General features: G+C 31.6%; 16 protein-coding genes and 1 riboswitch. Of the genes, 3 read left to right on the forward strand and 13 right to left on the reverse strand.

Features of this window, described 5'->3' with window-relative positions:
• Positions 1–215: 215 nt before the first annotated feature.
• The 5 genes from Q9B79_RS05640 to Q9B79_RS05660 all read right to left on the reverse strand — a co-directional run bounded on the left by Q9B79_RS05640 (position 216) and on the right by Q9B79_RS05660 (position 4,566).
• Complete coding sequence (locus Q9B79_RS05640) at positions 216–1,202, reverse strand: zinc-binding dehydrogenase (RefSeq protein WP_306182961.1); 987 nt, start codon at positions 1,200–1,202, stop codon at positions 216–218.
• A 107-nt stretch (positions 1,203–1,309) separates the two neighbouring features.
• On the reverse strand, positions 1,310–2,725 hold the full coding sequence (locus Q9B79_RS05645) for a HAMP domain-containing sensor histidine kinase (protein ID WP_306182962.1): 1,416 nt from the start codon (positions 2,723–2,725) through the stop codon (positions 1,310–1,312).
• A complete protein-coding gene (locus tag Q9B79_RS05650; RefSeq protein WP_001188928.1) occupies positions 2,722–3,396 on the reverse strand; it encodes a response regulator transcription factor in 675 nt (224 codons plus the stop codon). Before Q9B79_RS05650 ends, Q9B79_RS05645 begins: the two co-directional genes overlap by 4 nt.
• Before the next feature lie 12 nt (positions 3,397–3,408).
• Positions 3,409–3,939, reverse strand: a complete 531-nt coding sequence (locus Q9B79_RS05655; protein WP_306182963.1) for a hypothetical protein — start codon at positions 3,937–3,939, stop codon at positions 3,409–3,411.
• 117 nt (positions 3,940–4,056) lie between these two features.
• Entirely contained in the window at positions 4,057–4,566 is a 510-nt protein-coding gene (locus tag Q9B79_RS05660) for a GrpB family protein (protein WP_306182964.1), read from the reverse strand.
• Positions 4,567–4,693: 127 nt separating this feature from the next.
• Between Q9B79_RS05660 and Q9B79_RS05665 the strand changes: the two genes are divergently transcribed.
• Positions 4,694–5,575, forward strand: coding sequence for a protein kinase family protein (locus Q9B79_RS05665; RefSeq protein ID WP_306182965.1), 882 nt, complete (start codon positions 4,694–4,696; stop codon positions 5,573–5,575).
• Positions 5,576–5,661: 86 nt separating this feature from the next.
• On the forward strand, positions 5,662–6,930 hold the full coding sequence (locus Q9B79_RS05670; protein WP_306182966.1) for a sensor histidine kinase: 1,269 nt from the start codon (positions 5,662–5,664) through the stop codon (positions 6,928–6,930).
• Positions 6,931–7,022: 92 nt separating this feature from the next.
• Here the strand turns inward: Q9B79_RS05670 and Q9B79_RS05675 are convergent, their stop codons facing one another.
• The 4 genes from Q9B79_RS05675 to Q9B79_RS05690 form a co-directional block, all read right to left on the reverse strand.
• Positions 7,023–7,130: a YjcZ family sporulation protein gene (locus Q9B79_RS05675; RefSeq protein WP_000120182.1), complete on the reverse strand. Its 108-nt coding sequence runs from the start codon at positions 7,128–7,130 to the stop codon at positions 7,023–7,025.
• Between the two features lie 134 nt (positions 7,131–7,264).
• Complete coding sequence (locus Q9B79_RS05680) at positions 7,265–8,065, reverse strand: energy-coupling factor transporter transmembrane component T family protein (protein ID WP_306182967.1); 801 nt, start codon at positions 8,063–8,065, stop codon at positions 7,265–7,267.
• Complete coding sequence (locus Q9B79_RS05685; protein WP_306182968.1) at positions 8,058–9,758, reverse strand: ABC transporter ATP-binding protein; 1,701 nt, start codon at positions 9,756–9,758, stop codon at positions 8,058–8,060. Before Q9B79_RS05685 ends, Q9B79_RS05680 begins: the two co-directional genes overlap by 8 nt.
• Before the next feature lie 10 nt (positions 9,759–9,768).
• Positions 9,769–10,317: an ECF-type riboflavin transporter substrate-binding protein gene (locus Q9B79_RS05690; protein WP_001038201.1), complete on the reverse strand. Its 549-nt coding sequence runs from the start codon at positions 10,315–10,317 to the stop codon at positions 9,769–9,771.
• A 140-nt stretch (positions 10,318–10,457) separates the two neighbouring features.
• A riboswitch (SAM riboswitch) is annotated at positions 10,458–10,575 on the reverse strand.
• 152 nt (positions 10,576–10,727) lie between these two features.
• On the opposite strand from Q9B79_RS05690, the gene Q9B79_RS05695 reads away from it, so the two are divergent.
• Entirely contained in the window at positions 10,728–11,408 is a 681-nt protein-coding gene (locus tag Q9B79_RS05695; RefSeq protein ID WP_306182969.1) for an aspartate/glutamate racemase family protein, read from the forward strand.
• Between the two features lie 49 nt (positions 11,409–11,457).
• Here the strand turns inward: Q9B79_RS05695 and Q9B79_RS05700 are convergent, their stop codons facing one another.
• From Q9B79_RS05700 to Q9B79_RS05715, 4 genes are all read right to left on the reverse strand, one after another.
• Positions 11,458–12,636 (reverse strand): macrolide family glycosyltransferase, encoded by a 1,179-nt coding sequence (locus Q9B79_RS05700; protein ID WP_306182970.1) that lies wholly within the window; start codon positions 12,634–12,636, stop codon positions 11,458–11,460.
• A 336-nt stretch (positions 12,637–12,972) separates the two neighbouring features.
• Positions 12,973–15,099 (reverse strand): peptidoglycan D,D-transpeptidase FtsI family protein, encoded by a 2,127-nt coding sequence (locus tag Q9B79_RS05705; protein WP_306182971.1) that lies wholly within the window; start codon positions 15,097–15,099, stop codon positions 12,973–12,975.
• A 221-nt stretch (positions 15,100–15,320) separates the two neighbouring features.
• Positions 15,321–17,108 carry a PAS domain-containing sensor histidine kinase gene (locus Q9B79_RS05710; RefSeq protein ID WP_306182972.1) on the reverse strand — a complete coding sequence of 596 codons (1,788 nt, stop codon included), beginning with the start codon at positions 17,106–17,108 and terminating at the stop codon, positions 15,321–15,323.
• Between the two features lie 451 nt (positions 17,109–17,559).
• The gene (locus tag Q9B79_RS05715; RefSeq protein ID WP_306182973.1) at positions 17,560–18,411 is read right to left on the reverse strand and encodes a Cof-type HAD-IIB family hydrolase; all 852 of its coding nucleotides are present in this window, start codon (positions 18,409–18,411) and stop codon (positions 17,560–17,562) included.
• Positions 18,412–18,567: the final 156 nt, after the last annotated feature.

Here is an 18,567-nt window from a genome sequence, read left to right on the forward strand (position 1 = left end):
TACACAGTATACAACATCAATATGAAAATGGGCTTAAACTTTTCTCATCTAATTCTCATTTTACTATTACGTATTTGACAATATTGAGACTAATTATAACGGCTAATTATGTATAAAGCTAAAAAACCTTTAAAACAATACGAATCATATGCTTTTTATGTGTAGAATACATAACATAGTCATTTCAATATATTAGTTGCAAAATCATATTTGTATTACATACGAAGCGCAATGTTACCAAATTGTTCTCCTTGTTCCATACGAGTTAACGCCGCAATGGCTTCTTCTAACGAATATATTTTATCAATAATTGGTTTAATTTTATGTTTCTCTATAAACTGAATCATTTCATTAAATTCCTCACGGCTACCCATAGATGTTCCCATTATATCGATTTGATTATAAAATAATGCTCGTAATGGTAATTCAATTTTATCTCCTGAGCTTGCACCAAAATTAACAATTCTCCCATTTGGTTTTAATACATCAAAGTATTTTAAGAATGTTGCTGGTCCTATACTATCGATGATTAAATCTACTTTCTCTCCGTGTAAACTCTCTTCCCAATTTCCAGAACTATTAAAAGAAAAGTCTGCGCCGTATGTTTCTGCAAAGTTCCTTTTGTTCTCAACTCTTGAAGTAACACTGACTTTTGCGCCAATTGCTTTCGCAAATAACATGGCAAACGTCGCTACACCGCCGCCTATTCCTGGAATTAAAACATGTTCTCCACACTTTAATCTACCCTTTGTAAAAAGCGCTCTATATGCAGTTAATGCCGATAAAGATAATACGCCAGACTCTTCCCAAGTAAGATATGACGGTTTTGCCACTACATTTTCAGCTGGCACAATGACATATTCAGCAAACGTTCCGTCTTTCGGTCCACCTAACACCTCTGGTAACTCTGGTACTTCGGCAATATTATCCCATCCAATGCTAGGATTTATAATAACCTCGCTTTGTAATAAAGTACCTGAAACACCTTCTCCAATTTCCGTAACAATACCAGCACCATCTGATCCTAAAACTAATGGTAATTGCATTTCTTTTCTATTATTCATTATAAATAAATCTCGATGATTTAAACCTGCTGATTTTAATTTCACTTTCACTTCTCCAGCATCAGGTGTTATCTCAGGTAATACTTTATATTCTACCCCTTCAAATCCAGCTTTATATTGATGTACGATAGCTTTCACTTTTATTCCCCCTTCATATTTCTAATGTACTAGAAAGTTCGAAATAAACAAAATAATTTGACCGTAAAAAAGAAGGAATGCACAAAACATCCCTTCTTTTTGAATTATTAAAGTGAAACGGTAGGCAGTGTAATCGTAACGATTGTTCCTTCGGCTTCTTTACTCTCTATTTGAATCGTTCCTTTGTATTTCTCTACAAGTCGTTTTGCAATAGACAAACCTAGACCGTTTCCACCTTGTTTTCGACTTCTTGCTTTGTCCACACGATAAAAGCGGTTAAGAACAAAAGGTAAATCATCTTCGGGTATTCCTGCTCCATGATCTATGATACGAATTTTAACTTTTCCTGCTTGTACACTAGATTCAATACATATATATTGATTATCTTCCTTTGTATACTTCACTGCGTTATCCATTACGATAATAATAATTTGTTCTAAGTAAGATGATGGTATTGAGACATACGCTGCACCTCCATCCAGTTTCATATCAAATTGAAATTCAGTTTGAAGTATAGCAAAGTTTTGTGTAACTTGTTTTAATATACTATTTACATGGACTGGATCTGCTGCGATTGCATGCATCTGTTCTGATTCAGCCCTTGATAGTTCTAGCAATTCTAAAACTAACTTATTTAAACGATCGACTTCCTTTAAACTGGATTGAAGCGATTTATCTAAAATTGCTGGATCATTTTTTCCCCACCGATTTAACATTGACAAGTGGCCTTGAATAATTGTTAGTGGTGTTCTCAGTTCATGGGATGCGTCTTCTACAAACTGTTTCTGTTGTGTAAAAGAAGTTTCTACTTCATCCATCATTTCGTTAAAAAGAAACGATAATTTTGCAAGTTCATCATTATTTTCACGTACTGGAACCCGTTCATTTAGTCCGTTTTTCTTAATGCGTTTCATCGTATCCGTTATATTTTGCACGCTTGATAATAGTTTTTTCGTGATTAGTAGTCCACCTAAAAAACTAAAGATTAGTCCACATATTCCGGCAATAACCATTACCACTAGAATAATTTTTAATAAATGATCGAAAGCCTCTAAGTTTTTCGTAAGTTCAATAGTACCAGTGAACTCTTTTGTTTGAATTGGTATACGCTTAACTAAAATACGATCTTCTACATGTCTTTTTATAAATAAATCCTCTTGTGTAACTTGTTTTGGTTTTATCCACGCTTCATTAAATTCTCGTGAAACAGTAACAATCGGTTTCCCGTCCATACCGATAATACGAATCATTTGATGTTTATCAATCATATTGTTTAAGAAATCTTTACTGTTTTCAAACGTTTTACTCGAAAGGGTATCATTTTTATCTTGGAAGTAGGCTGCTATTTCTGTCACTTGTCTATTTATTTGTTTCTGTTCATAGTCTATAGTCCACTTATTAATTACAATAAACTGCAGAGCGCTATATAAAATGAATAAAATAAATACTAGAGTAGTGGACCAAAGTGTTAATTTCCACTTTATAGGTAGATTTCGAATTCGATGCACAATATTTTTAATCATTTCATTATATATCCAGCACCGCGGACCGTTTGGATATATTCCTCCTTATCTACACTATGTAACTTGTTACGTAAATAACGAACGTATACATCAACGATATTTGTCTCAACCATCGCGTCATATCCCCATACTTGATCTAATAAAACATCGCGGGTAAGTACTCTATTAACATTTTTCATGAACATTAGTAATAGTTCAAATTCTTTATTTGTTAGTTCGATTTCTTCATTTCCTTTCGTAATCGTTCGCGATTCAATCTGGAGCTGTAAATCTTTGAACGTAAGAGATGAAACATGTTTGTTTTCTATATGTTCTTCTCGTCTAAATATAACTCTCATTCGCGCTAATAGCTCTTCAATTGCAAATGGTTTCGGAAGATAATCATCAGCTCCGCTATCTAATCCTGTCACACGATCCATAATACTATCGCGTGCAGTCAACATAATAATAGGTGTATTTTTAGTTGCCCTTAATCTACGACACACTTCTAGTCCATTTAACCCAGGCAGCATTAAATCAAGTAAAATAAGATCATAATTTGTTTCAAGCGCGGCCTCTAATCCCTTCCTTCCATCAAACTGAATGTCTACCTTATATCCTTCATACTTTAATTCTAATTCTAAAAAATCAGCTAAACTTTCCTCATCCTCAATAATTAATATGCGTTGCAACAGTAATTCCTCCTATACAGTTAAATGAATGAGTAATCCTATCCCAAATATAATTGCAATGATTTGATGTGCTTTTCTATACAATATCAAGTTTGTTTTTTTATTATGTTTCTGTAAGAGAAATCCAACGATTCCTAGTATGATTAAAATGAAAAGAGAGAATATACCACTATAAAATATAAGCAAATGCCGACTTCCTTTTAATAAAAAATAAATGCCGTGAGTAATTGATACCGCTAATACAGTATATCCAATTAATACGTGAAACTTTTTAATAAAAAGATATACATTCTTCATCAATTTAAATCCAATTATATTTTTCTTTTTTAAAAATAACCATATATGACGTAAAATCCATAACGATGCAGCTAAAATTGCCCCGTATTCACCGAAAGAACCTAATTTCTTATTTAACCATTTCATATTTAATACGTTGCCGTATATTACATTAATAAATAACAATACTATACTACAAAAAATAATAGTAATGCCTATAATTTTAACATACAAATGAATATATTTATTTCTTAGTATCTTCTCCAATTCATTCAAGCTCCTTCCTTATAAACCTTCTGTAACAAGCAGAATATCAAATGAAAAAGAAAGGAACATGAGAGAAAGATTAAAATAAAATGAGAATTTAAAGATCACTTGAATTTTCTAGTGATTATTTTTAGCTAATTTTATTATTTTTTGAATAAACGGTGCTTTTGCATTTGTGTATGAAGCACGATCAAAAGGATATGTAGCAGCAAGTTTCTCTTTTAATTCTCTATATTCTTTTTGTGCCCATTTATGTTCTCTAAGAAAATCACGAAATAAAATGTTATTCTGCCACTCCTCACTATTATAAATATAAACATGTAAATGGTGGGTGCCTGCCCTCCATTTGCCCTTTCTAAAAAAACGCCAATTAGGGGTTTCTTTTGGAATATACTCATATCCAATTTTTAACAGGGCTTCAATCCACGTTTCTGTAACTTTCAAATCAGTTACACCAATCATCATATCAATTAATGGTTTCGCACCTAATCCCTGTACAGACGTACTTCCTATATGTTCAATAGCAATACAATCTTCTCCGAATAAAGAAATAAATTTCTCTTTTTCTATTACATACTCTTCATACCATTCTTTTTCATACGGTTTAATAACGATTTGTTGTGCCATTTTATTCACCTTCTTATAATTAATTATTATTATATTTATAAAATTTCATGTGTTTAACATAGGATTTTCAAAAAATATGTCGAATACTGAAATATACAACTTTATTATAATAAATGCGAGGTATATTATGAAAGATTATCCAGTTGAAATTCAGTTGAATCAAGTTACATTCCGGTTAAAAGAGCATCATAATTTTGATTGGCTATTGAAATTAGGAAACGTATTTGCGGTTTTTGACCAGCAAGATTCAGGCAATCTATCTTTCGGTGTAGAAAAAGATGGGCGTAAGAAATTTATTAAATATGCAGGGGCACAAACACTTGCATATGAAGGAACAATGAAAGACGCTATTGAAAGATTAAAAAAATCAGCTTCCCTATACGAAGAATTAAAGCATGACTCGCTTATAAAACTAATTGAACATTATCCAGTTCACTCTGGATATGTACTAATTTTTGATTGGTTTGATGGTGAATGTCTTCATTCGCATTGGAGTTTCCCGCCTCCTGAAAAATATACTAATCCAAGCTCTCCATTTTATAAATTTAAGCATTTATCAGTTATGGAACGAATTCAATCATTACATTCCATTTTTTCTTTCCATACATTTGTCGAAAAGAACAACTATGTAGCAATAGATTTTTATGACGGTAGTATTTTATATAATTTTCAAACAAATGAGACGAAGATTTGTGATATTGATTTATATTCTAAAAAACCATATGTGAATAAAATGGGAAGATTATGGGGTTCCTCTCGTTTTATGTCTCCTGAAGAATTCGAGCTACATGCAATGATTGACGCAAGGACAAATGTATTTAATATGGGGGCAATGGCTTTTGCTCTCTTGGGCGGTGGAAAAGATCGCTCCTTTACAAAATGGGAAGCAAGTAAAGATTTATATGAAATAGCGTATCGTGCTGTAAATGAAAACAGAATTGAACGATATGCATCGGTTGAAGCATTTTATGAAGAATGGCTAAACGTGGCTAATGCTAAAAAGATATAAACTTATATTATTAAAAGCAAAAAGTTTCTACTATAATCATGTATAATATATTTGAAATGGAAATTCAAAATAACGGGGCAAATATTATGAACTTTGTTTATATTAATCAAAACGTATTAAATAATCTTCTTTACATTTTAAGTAGTATATTTATTTTTTATTTTATATATGATAGCGGGCGCAATTTAAAGAAATATAAAAAACTACTTATTATACTTTGTACGAGTATCCCTCTTATTTTATGTATGCGTTATCCTATCTATATGGATGAAAATTGTATTCATGATTTAAGACAAATACCAGTTATTATAGGTACGCTTTATGGAGGCTTCCCTGTTGGTATAATATTGCTTGCCATCTTATTAATTACAAGGTTTTCATTTTATGGATTTAGTATGTTAACAATATTAGTTTATGGCACAATGTTTATCATTACAGCGTTCGCATCCGCAAAATTTAATAAGTATAATAGAAAAGTTAAAGTAGCTTACGGAATGTTTTTAACATTTTTTCTAGCAATATTTACAACTGTAATTGTATTAACCTTATCAGATTTTGAAGTAAATAATTTATACATCATTTATTTCATAATATTACCAACTACTTTAATGTTATTTGTAATTTATTTTAATGAAGTTTTAAAAGATGCAGTATGTATGCGATCGAAGTTAATCAAAATGGAAAAAATGGAGATTGTTAGCCAGCTTGCTGCTAGTATATCGCACGAGGTAAGAAATCCATTAACTGTCGTAAAAGGATTTACTCAACTTTTAAAAACACCAAATTTAACTCCAGAATCAAGAGACGAGTATATTGAACATATACTTGAAGAGTTACATCGTGCCCAAGGAATTATTGATGATTATTTAACGTTTGCCAAACCTGCTTCAGAAAAATTAGATCATATTTCAGTAGAACAAGAGTTAAATCGAGTTATTAACATGATCTTACCTTTATGTAATATGAATACAATACATATTACAAAAGATTTCTCTACGGCAACAATTGTTGGTAATAAACAGCACTTTCAACAATGTTTTTTAAACTTAATAAAAAATGGTATTGAAGCAATGCCTAATGGTGGTACTTTAAATATCTCCTCATCTATTAGTAATAATAAGGTTATCATACGAATTGAGGATAGCGGAATTGGTATGTCACAAGAGCAAATAAATCGATTTGGTGAACCGTATTTTAGTACAAAAACGAAGGGTACAGGTTTAGGCACAATGGTTGCTGTTAAAATTATTGAAACGATGCAAGGTAATTTGAAAATCCGAAGCGTTATTAATAAAGGTACAACTTTGACAATTACATTACCGAAATATAATATGAACTCATCTAAAAACAAATAAAAAAGGAGCATAGTTGCTCCTTTTTTATTTGTTTCGATACATAAGTATCTTCTATGTTTTGTAAGTTTACATTTGTGGAGACTAATTAGAAATTAGTATCCTCCGCCCCAGCAGCTGCATCCAACGATAATTAACAAAATGAATAACACAACTAATAAAGCGAAACCTCCACCAAAACCACAAGAACCACCGTAACTCATATTTTCTCCTCCTTTTGGTTTGAAAACTAATAGGTAGTTGATCATTTTAACTGGTTCGTATTATACATTATGTAAATATCCCTTTTTTGAGCATGTCTATATAAAAATAAGTAAAGCACTCATTTGAGAGTGCTTTAAAATGGATACCAAAAGTTTTGAAATACATGTAACTTTAAATACACAGCAACAATTAAAATAAAAACACCTATAAATAAAGCAACAAAATCTCCTCTTTTCGCTTTATTTGTATAAAACCACGTACGTGTATCCTTCTTTCCAAACCCTCTTAAATCCATTGCATTTGAAACTATATCAATTCTATTTAGAGAGTGAATAATTAAAGGCCAGAAAATTAAGACACGGTTTTTCATACGAATCCATAAACTTGCTTCTCCTTTTTCAAATGCTACTCCTCTCGCCTCTTGCGCATATTTAATAATTTGATATTCAGACTGAATATCAGGTATATAACGTAATGCAATATTTATCGCATAAGTAATCTTATAATGAATTCGAAATTTACTTAGGCTACTCACAAATCCGCTTGGATCAGTCGTATAAATAAAAATAAGTGTAAATGGTAATAACGTAAAATACTTTAATGAAAGTGTAGCTGCATAAAATAATGTTTCATAAGTAATTGTTGCATATCCAATATGTAGAAATGAAGTATATGATTCGGTTAATTCAGATCCATGGGTTGGTGTAATAAATAAGATCATGACAGAATTTAATAAACTAAATGTAAATATAACAGTAAAAACAATAAAAATTTTACGAAATGGAATTTTAGCAACCAGGAGTCCAATACATCCAATTATAAATACAAATAGCAATACGCGAAAATCAAAAAATAAAAAAGTAAGCGTCATACAAAAAATAAATAACAACAATTTCACTGCTCCATCCATACGGTGAAAATATGTACTATACACCTTCCTCCCTCCTCATAACATTAAAATAAAGTTCTATAAACCTTTCAGGATTTGCAATACCACTAAATTTAACGAGTTTGAATAAAGAACTCTCCCTTAAGTTCGCCCTTTGTAACGTTTCTAGATTTCCTAATACAGTAGACGCGGTATTATTCGCAATAATTTCTCCTTCATGTAGAACTATCGCCCTGTCTGCATATTCTAATGCAAGATTCATATCGTGTGTAATAAAAATAAAAGATATTCCCTTTGCAGCTAGTTCTCTAATAAATGTCATAAACTGTTTATAATGATAATAATCTTGTCCCGCTGTCGGCTCATCTAAAATGATAAGTTTCGGATTTGTTGTTAGTACAGATGCAATCGTTACTCTCTTTTTTTGTCCATAACTTAATGCCTGGATTGGCCAATTTCGAAATGGATACAAGCCACAAATTTTTAACGTTTCTTCCGCTCTAAGCTTAATTTCTTCCTTTGATACCTTTTTTAATTTTAATGTGAATGAAACCTCTTCTATAACAGTAGGCTGTGTAATCATATGATTTGGATTTTGCATGACATATGATATAATCTCTCCACGTTTACGAATAGACCAAGTATTAATATTTATTCCATTAAATAAAATCCTATCATTATTTGTTTTGTTTATACCTATCAAACTATGAGCGAGTGTTGATTTTCCGGCACCATTATGACCTAAAAGTGCAACAATTTCCCCTTCTTTTATAGAGAAATTTACATTATCTAATACTTTTTGTTTATTAGAATAGGAGAACGATAAATTTTCTACTTTCAATATTTCTTTGTTTTTAGGAGTGTTTTTATAAAAAACTTGCTTCTCCATCCACTCATTTATTGCGCTACGAACACTTTCTCTTTGAAGATTTTCAAGAGGGTATATTACCTCATTCTTACTATCAAACTGTAATCTCTTTAATGCTTCCATGTACATAGGTTCCCTTAAGCCAATAGAAGGTAATATATTTGAGGCTAAAATCTCTTCTGGTGTTCCTATCTCAACGATTTCCCCTTCATCCATTAAAATAATTTTATCTAAATCCAGATTTAACATTTCTTCTATTCGATGTTCAATAATTACAATTGTTTTATTATATTGTTTATGTATATCTTTAATAAGTTCTATTGTATGTAAGCTACTTACTGGATCTAAATTCGCTAAAGGTTCATCAAATAATAATATATCGGCATTTGTCGTTAGCAGACCTGCTAACGACACAGTTTGTTTTTGCCCTCCTGATAATTCATGCGGACTTTGTTTATGTAAAATGTGCATCTTTACCTTGTTTAATGATTCTGAAACAATCTTTTTCATATCCTCTTGATTTACACATTCATTTTCTAAATAAAAAGCCACATCTTCTTCTACTGTAAGCCCAATAAATTGTGCATCTTGATCTTGCAAAATTGTTCCTACCTGTTTACTCTGTTCAAAAATACTCCCTTTCCTCGGATCTTTTCCATCAATTAATATATTACCGGCACTCATTCCTTCATAAGAAAATGGGATTAGCCCATTGATACAATGAGCTAACGTTGATTTCCCTGAACCACTACGCCCAGCAATTAATACTTTTTCCCCAGGATAAATATGAAACGTAATGTCTTTTATAGTAGGCTGTGCCGCATGCTTATATTGAAAACTAAATTGTTCAAAAGAAATAATTGGTTGCATGTTAACATCCCTACTTTTCAATTTTTAAATGTGTATGTTTCTTATTTGACTTAGCTAGACCTATTGTAATTGGCAATCCAAGAACTAAAAATACAATAACATCCGCAATTGTTGCACCTAATACTTGTATTACAATTTTGTCAAACGGTTCTCCCATGACAATAATATCGAACGCTCCAGCAAATATAATAGCAATGACGATACCAATTAATCCCGTAATGGCTAAATAAGAGATATCGCCTTTATTATACGTCCCGTTTTTCACACTAAAGCCAACTCTTTTTTGAATGAGCCCCATTGCAAAACCGATAATGCCTGAACTAATAACCCAGCCCCACCAAATACCCCAGCCGGCAATTGTATCTGTTACGGTATGACCGATAAGTCCTATTAACAGCCCTGCCACTGGACCAAATAAAGCTCCAAAAACGGTTAAAATAGCTAATGCAGGTTTTATAAACGTATTTGGTGCAATAGAAAATCCCCAAAGTCCTAATATCCCGTATAATGCTGCTCCAATTCCGATTGCTACTACTAACTTTGTTGATAATTTATTCATAACAATTCCCCTCTCATATAAGTCAACTTTTATTACTCTATATTTATTTTGAAAATGAATTATGCATTGACACTCCCTTTCTATATAACAAAAAAATGACCTCTTACATAAGAGGTCATTTTCTTTCACATTCAAGAATCCTCTTATCTTCCAAAACACACACGTGTCCTCTGCGGAATTAGCACCTTCCTATAGTATATTTACATAGGGGTTGCTGAGGTTTCATAGGGCCGTTCCCTCCACCTCTCTGGATAAGTATTAATTTGTAATTCGTATTATGGCACTAAGAAGAATAAATTTCAACACTTTTCTAATTATTTTTATTTTTCGTTTAACAGTACATTTAAATCATTGTATTCTTATCGGAATTATGAAATAATAAATTAAAATAGTTACGGGAGGAATGTACGATGAAAGTAATCGGTTTAATTGGTGGCCTAAGTTGGGAATCTACATCATTATATTACAAACATATCAATACACTTACACTCTCTCAATATGATCAAAATGCAAAGCTGGTTTTATATAGTATGGACTTTGGCGAGGTAACTACTTTATTACAAAATCATCAATATGAAGAAGTGAAAAATGAATTAGTTACAGTTGCAAAAAAGGTTGAAAAATCCGGGGCTGAATGTTTATTAATGTGTTCCAATACAGTCCATTTATTTGCTGAAGAAGTAGAACAAGCAATATCTATTCCACTTCTTCACATTGGTGATGTAAGTGCTAAAGAAATGGTAGAGCAGAATATAAAACGGATCGGACTATTAGGAACGAAACAAACGATGGAACAAGACTTCTATAAATCACGTCTAGCGAACTATAACATTGAGACAATTATTCCAAATAAAGAGGAAAGAAATTTTATTCATCATGTTATTTTAAATGAATTAAGTAAAGGAATTATTTCAGAAACATCAAAAGAAAAGCTATTACAAATTACAAAATCATTAATTCAAAATGGCGCAGAAGGTATACTACTAGGTTGCACTGAAATACCATTGCTCATTTCCCAAAACGACCTTACTGTTCCTGTTTTTGATACTGCTTTTTTACATGCAAATACTGCTGTACAGTTTGCAGGATAATAATATAAAAGCATAAAGGTTGAGCCTCTATGCTTTTATATTGTCTAAACTATTTTTTTAAAAGAGATGTAATCACTGCAATTGCTTCTTTTGAACCACCACATTCTAAAAAACTATCATTCAGTTTTCGTATACCATGCTTATACTTTTTGTTTGAAAGAACATCTGTTACCGCTTCTTTTAACGTTTGCACATTAACATTCTCTTTCAATATCCGATGTGCAGCTTCAAGTTCAGTTAATCTTTGCGCTATCATTGGCTGGTCTTTATCATGTGGAATGATGACGAATGGGACATTCAAATAAATAGCATCGTGTACGCTGTTCATGCCGCCATGTGTAATAAAAACATCTGCTTCACTTAATATTTCTGATTGGGGTACGTATGAAGCAATTATAAAATTGTCTGGCGCCTTCTTGATTTTTGAACGATCATTTCTATCACCAATTGCCATTACAACTATTCCATCAAAATCCGAGAAAGTATCAATGCACATATTAAAGAATGGTTCAAGCCCTTCAAGCAGTGTTCCCATTGAAATATATATAACCTTCTTACCTTTAAGCAATTCAAGTGGAAACTCTACATTTGTTTTACGCCTTAAAATACTCGGCCCAATAAAAATGTTATTTCTTCCAAACAAATCGCTATTAGGTTGAAAATAACGACTTGTGTACACAAGAGTAATATCTCCCTTGTTATGCATAAATTGAAGATTATTTTTAGGCCTTACTCCAAATTCATGTTCCATTTCATATAGTAACTGTTCAGAAATTTCATCAGGTTCGAATGGTATTTTTGCATTTGGATGAAAAGGTAATGTCTCCAAAAATTTTGGAGGAATTAAAAATATAGGAGAAGAAACTATACCTGGAATTTGTAAATATTCCTTTACTAACTCCCCAGCGCCAAATATATCATAAATTACGAAATCAAAATGTATGTTTTCGCATAATTGTTTCGTAATTTCTAATATATATAAAGAAGTTTGAACATGTACACGAAAGAAAGAATTCAGCCCATCTGGAGTTTCAGAATCAATAGAAATCTCCTTTAATAAATCTGGATGTGTATATACAGTAGCTCCCAAATCTTCAATTCTATCTTTAAATTGTTCTGTCGTAATATAATGTACGTGATCACCCCGTTCAGTATAGGCTTTGACTAAACTTAATGTAGGATTTATATGTCCCTCTGCTGGAAAATTAACCACTAAAATATTTAGCACTTATTTCTCACTCCTTACATTTCAATTCACTTATTAAGCATACTGTAATTATTACCGTCAATCTTCACCGAATAGTCCTAATATGCTTGCTACTTTAGGTTGATAAATAATTGTTAGTGATTAAATTAAAAAAGGCATCTACATAAGTAGATGCCAAACCGTGATAAGGAGTGTTCTGTGAGGTTAGAATAAGCTTTTCAGCTTGTCCTATGCTATCAATATATGATTTATTTTATAAAGCGTGAATAATTGATAGCATAATTTTACCTCTCTATCACCCATTTTGAATCTATTCCCAAATAAGAAGACTCTAGTTTCTATACTATTTCATATGTATTAACCTTCTTGAGAGCTATCTATTTTTATAGTTTCTCCAGTCAATCGCTTATTTTTCAATTCAAAATAAGCATCTAAAACTTCTTTTCCAATATCAGAGTTAATACCAGATTTATCATTAATAACCCACGGTACAACCACAGAGAACGCTACTTCAGGATTATCATATGGCGCATATCCTGCTAACGTTAAATTATAACATTCTCTTCTCTCACCCTTTTCATTTCTTCCAATATCACTTTCTCCACCGTAAACTGTCTGTGCTGTTCCTGTTTTACCTGCTGGTTTATAAGTTGCTTTTTGGAACGCCCTTACTCCTGTTCCATCCCCTTCTTGGAATACCCTTCTAAATCCCTCTTTTACTTGATTTATATATTCCTCTTTCATATCTATCTTATTTAAAACGATTGGTTCTACTGCATGCACCACTTTACCAATCTCATCTTTTTGCGACGTTTGCTCTCTTACCTCTTGAACAATTTGTGGCTTCATTCGATATCCACCGTTTGCGATTGTTGAAATATACTGTACGAGCTGAAGTGGTGTATACGTGTCATACTGGCCAATTGAGTAATCTAATAAAAAACCAGGTTGATTATCTTTCTTACCAATTTGTCCAGCTGTTTCATTCGGTAAATCGATACCCGTTGGAACACCTAATCCAAATTGCCTGAAATAATACCTCATTTTATCAAAGTACTCCTGCTTAATGTTTAATGAACTATTTTTCACATAATCCACACTTGCAATTTTTAATGCTGTATGGAACATATAAACGTTTGAAGAGACTTGTAACGCTCTTAAATCATCAATATTCCCAAACTCTTTCCAAGACTTTTTTTCCTTAGTTCCTTTAAACTTCATTGGCGCATCATAAAAATATGTACCTGGAGTTATAGCTTTCGTTTCAAATCCAGTTAAAACTGTCGCACCTTTCACTGTTGATCCAAGCTCATATGAACTAGTCATTGTGCCTAATGCATAGTCTTCAACTTCTGTTTTTCCGTCTTTTTCTACAAGTCTTTTCCCAGCCATGGATAATACTTGTCCGTTTTTCGGATTCATCATCACAACGAAAGCACGGTCCAACATGGATTCTGACCCTTTATATGCCTTTAATATTTTTTCAATACTTTCTTCTACTTTTTTCTGTAATTCCATATCTATTGTTAAAGTTAAATTCTTACCGCTCTTTCCCTCAGAAACGGTTTCTGTTCTCATTGTATTACCTTGTTTATCAGCTACGCTTCTTACTTCTTTTTTTGTCCCATGAAGTACATCTTCATATTGCTGCTCGATATAACTTTTTCCAATCCTATCATTTCGGCTATAATCACGTACCAAGTAGTAATCTAATCGTTCACTTGGTAATCCTTCATCGGCATTAGAAACATTTCCAAGAACGGATCGAAATAATCCATCATTTACATACACTCTCTCCCAATCAACCGATACGTCTACACCTGGGAGATTTGCTAAACCTTCACTAATTATAGTAAATTCCTTTTCACTAACATCTTTTTTAATAATTTGAGGAGCCATTTGATAACCAGAAGTCATCTTACTTTTAATAGCTAACACTTTTATATCTTTATCTGTTAATTCCTGAAGATTTTTATCTGTTACACGCTTCCTTTTTAACTCTTCTATTTTTTTATCTAAATTTTTTCCGGTAATATCTTTATCTCTGAACTGATTTATTTCTTTTTTAGATACTAACTTTTCGGTAAGTTTCGGATTTAATTGCATCCAAAAATCTTTCTTATCCGTCTCAGTTAGCTTATCTATATCTTCTTGCGGCATTTCAATTATGTCTGCAAGTTGTCTTGCCGTTTTTAATATTTCTTCAGATTTTACCCCTTTCATCTTTGTATATGTAATTGTACGTAAAGATTTATTATCAACTACTGGATTTCCTTCTCGATCAAATATTTTTCCGCGCGGGACAGAAAGACTTACGGTCGCATTTTCTTTTTTCGCTACTTCATTTTTATATGTTTCTCCATCGATAATTTGTACTTTACCTAATTGTATAATCATGGCAGAAAATAATAAAAATACACAAAAAAATAAAATATTTAACCGCGTCGGTATTGCTCTACCTGTTGTTTTGTCTCGTTTTTTCACTTCGTCTTAATCTCCTCCTTACAATATTTCAAATACTGCTTGTTTTATATATGAAAAGTAACGTAAAAATTCCATGCATTACCTTTCACAAATATTAATATAATATTTAAAACTTAATAGAAATTAAAACAAATCTAAAGAAAAGGTAAAGTTTACTAAATTAAATGTAAAAATACCCAATAACCAAAAACTAAGCTTTTGGTTATTGGGTATTTAGTAATTTAAGAATTAATAATGGGACGCATTGATTCCAATCTATCATCATAATTTGATAGAGATTTTTTGATTTGAGCTTTCGGCAAATATATCGTTACTGTTGTCCCGACACCAACCTCACTCATAATACTTATTTTCCCTTGATGACTTTCAATGATTTTATAACTTAACATTAATCCAATACCAGTACCTTTTTCTTTCGTACTATAAAACGGCTCACCTAATCTCTTAATTCTTTCTTCAGGTATCCCAATTCCTTCATCAATTACATGGATAATAACACCTTCATCGTTAATCTCTTTTATATGAATTGTAATTTTTCCACCATTTGGCATAGATTCGATTGAATTTTGCAAAATATTAATAAACACTTGTTTCAATTGATTTTCTGAGCATTCAATACTTATATCTTTGGTGTCTGCATATAATTCTACTTGAATATTCGTCATAATTGCTTTTGTATTCATTAACGAAACGACATTTTTATAAATTTGATAAATATTTTTTTGTTCTGTATTTATTTCATCGGTTTTAGCAATTGATAAAAACTCTTGCAGAATCGCTTCTATCCTTTCAATTTCAGAAAGCATTAAATCAAAATATTTTTCTTGATCTTCTTTATTAATTTGGAATAACTGTATAAATCCTTTAATAACTGTTAATGGGTTCCTCACTTCATGAGCAACACCAGCTGCTAATTGACCGATTGCTGCAAGTGTATCTGATTTATTTAGCAATTCTTCTGTCTTTTTTCGCTCTGTAATATCACGTACAATAATCATAATTTTATCATGTAATAATGGTAAGCATCTAGCTTCAAAGAAATCGATACTACCATTGATTGTAAGTGGGTATTCGACAATTACATTCGTTCCTTTTTCTTGCACTTGACAAATAGCTTCCTGAAACTGCTGCGCCACTGGCGATGGTAATACTTCGAAAAACTTTTTTCCCATAAAAGCTTCTGCCGGTACGTAAAATTTTGTAGGTGATCCTGCTTTATAATCTATAATTGTGCCATCATCTTCTGTTAAGAAACATAAATCCGGTAAAGCCTTAAAAATTAATTCCAATTCAGACGTTTGTTGTTTTAATTGCTCTTCTATCGCCTTTAAATGAGTAATATCTACACCAACAGCCCAGTAGCTATATCCTGTTACAGGAAACTGTTCTGAAATATTGGACCACATAATTGTTTTGATTTCACCGTTTTTACATGTTAAGTGCATTTCCCAATCTCTGAAATTTTTTCCACAAGTTAAAAATTTCGTTTGTATTTGGTGACGATAATCATGATCAGGATACAATAATTGAAGTGCATGTGGATTCCCGATTATTTCCTCAGCGGTATAACCTGTTACAATTTCACACTCACGATTCCACAGAACAAAATCTCCATTATAATCAAGCGCATCAACCATAACGGGCATATTTTGTAAAATCGTGTGTAATTCCTCTTCTTTTTGAGAGAGCAATGTTGTATTTTTACGTTGAAATACTTTTGTTGTCCCATCTATAATTAGATTTGAAAGCATTTCGAAATATTTTTGACAATTAAAAATTTCACTTTTGTTTGACCATACTACAAATGATCCTAAATGTTGATTGTATAAAAAAATGGGGATTTCAATTTTGGGAAGTTTACATATTTTCGTCTCATTTATTCCGAAAGAAAATATACATTCTTTTTCAGCATCAAGAAGTTGATGTGATATGTTGGTTAATTGATAAAATTGTTCTGCCATGGTTTCTATTGTACTCACATCAATAAGTTCCATTAGCCGCGCATTCATTCTTTTTTCACCTCAATATGTAAAATTAATACAAATTCAAATTTTATACTTCTCCATTATACGAAGAATGTGCCTTTAGGTATATAGCTGTAGAATAATTATTCGAACAAATTTTATTTTTCAATTAAAAAAGAAAAGAATAAACGTGTAAAACGAACCTTTAATCAGTATGTGTTTTGTTCATCATCTAATTTAATAAGCATCCTAACGCGTGAGCTCATGTATACATTTAATTATTAAACTACCGTTATACACATCGTTTGGAGCAGTATAAAAATACACAACATATAAAGTTCATAAAATATTCACAATTATTATGAAAAATATAAACATTTATTCCAATATATTCTATATAATAAAAAGTAATAAGGCTTCTATGAATCTCATAGAATACCTTACCCCTAATAAAAAGAAAAAAAGAATCTATTTAGATTCTTTTTTTCTTTTTATATTACATTACATATTTATATAAAGCATGTGCAACGCCATGTTCTTCATTTGATAAAGTTTCATATTTACACATTGCTTTTATTTCTTCGACTGCGTTCCCCATTGCAATTGATATGTTTGCTTTTTCCATCATAGATACATCGTTTAGCCCATCACCTATCGCTACAGTATTTTCAACTGGAATATTTAGATGTTCTGCTAAAGTATATAAACCATTTCCTTTTTGGGCATCTCGATGGTTAATCTCTAAATTATGCCAATATGAAGATGTAATTGCTAAATCCGTATTATGCAGAAATGTTTCTTTTAACTTTTTTAATTTTTCTATGTCATAAGAAAATGGTAAAAGCTTATGCACATGTATATCTGTTTCTACAATTGGTTTACAACTTTCTGCACTAAGAAATGCTGTATGTTCAAGGTATAATGCTGCAATCGTTTCTAATTCTCTCAAGTCGAAATTTTCTTTTGAATTCTTCACATATTCTATTTCATTACGTACGCTCTCTACTCCATAATCCGGTACATACACACCTTTGTCAGTATAAAGCTGATAATATAAACCATTCTCTTCAAGATAGTTCACAATCTCAAGTGCTTGCATATTTTGAATTGGATATCGTTTCATCATTTTTTTATCTTTATATATAAGGGCACCGTTCTCTGCAATAATTGGACACTCTAAATTAACTTCTAACAATAATCGTTCAATGTCGACGATAGAACGTCCTGTACAAATTGCTACCACATGCCCTGCTTCCTGACATTTTCGAATCGCTTCTGCATTCTCTTTACTAATCATTTTATTGCCCGAAAGAAGAGTTCCATCTAAATCAATTGCGATTAATTTCATTATTTCTTCACCACTTTCTATATATACACGAATTTATATTAAACGAAAGGTATCGTTTTCATACTGATTTCGTGAAGTACTCCTTATTTATAATTTATGAAAAGCGTTTCAGGTCAAGAAATAATTAAAAATAAAATCAAAAGCTTTTCTTTTAAA

The sequence above is a fragment of the Bacillus sp. MHSD_36 genome (assembly GCF_030757775.1).
In the GTDB taxonomy this organism is placed as follows: Bacteria; Bacillota; Bacilli; order Bacillales; family Bacillaceae_G; genus Bacillus_A.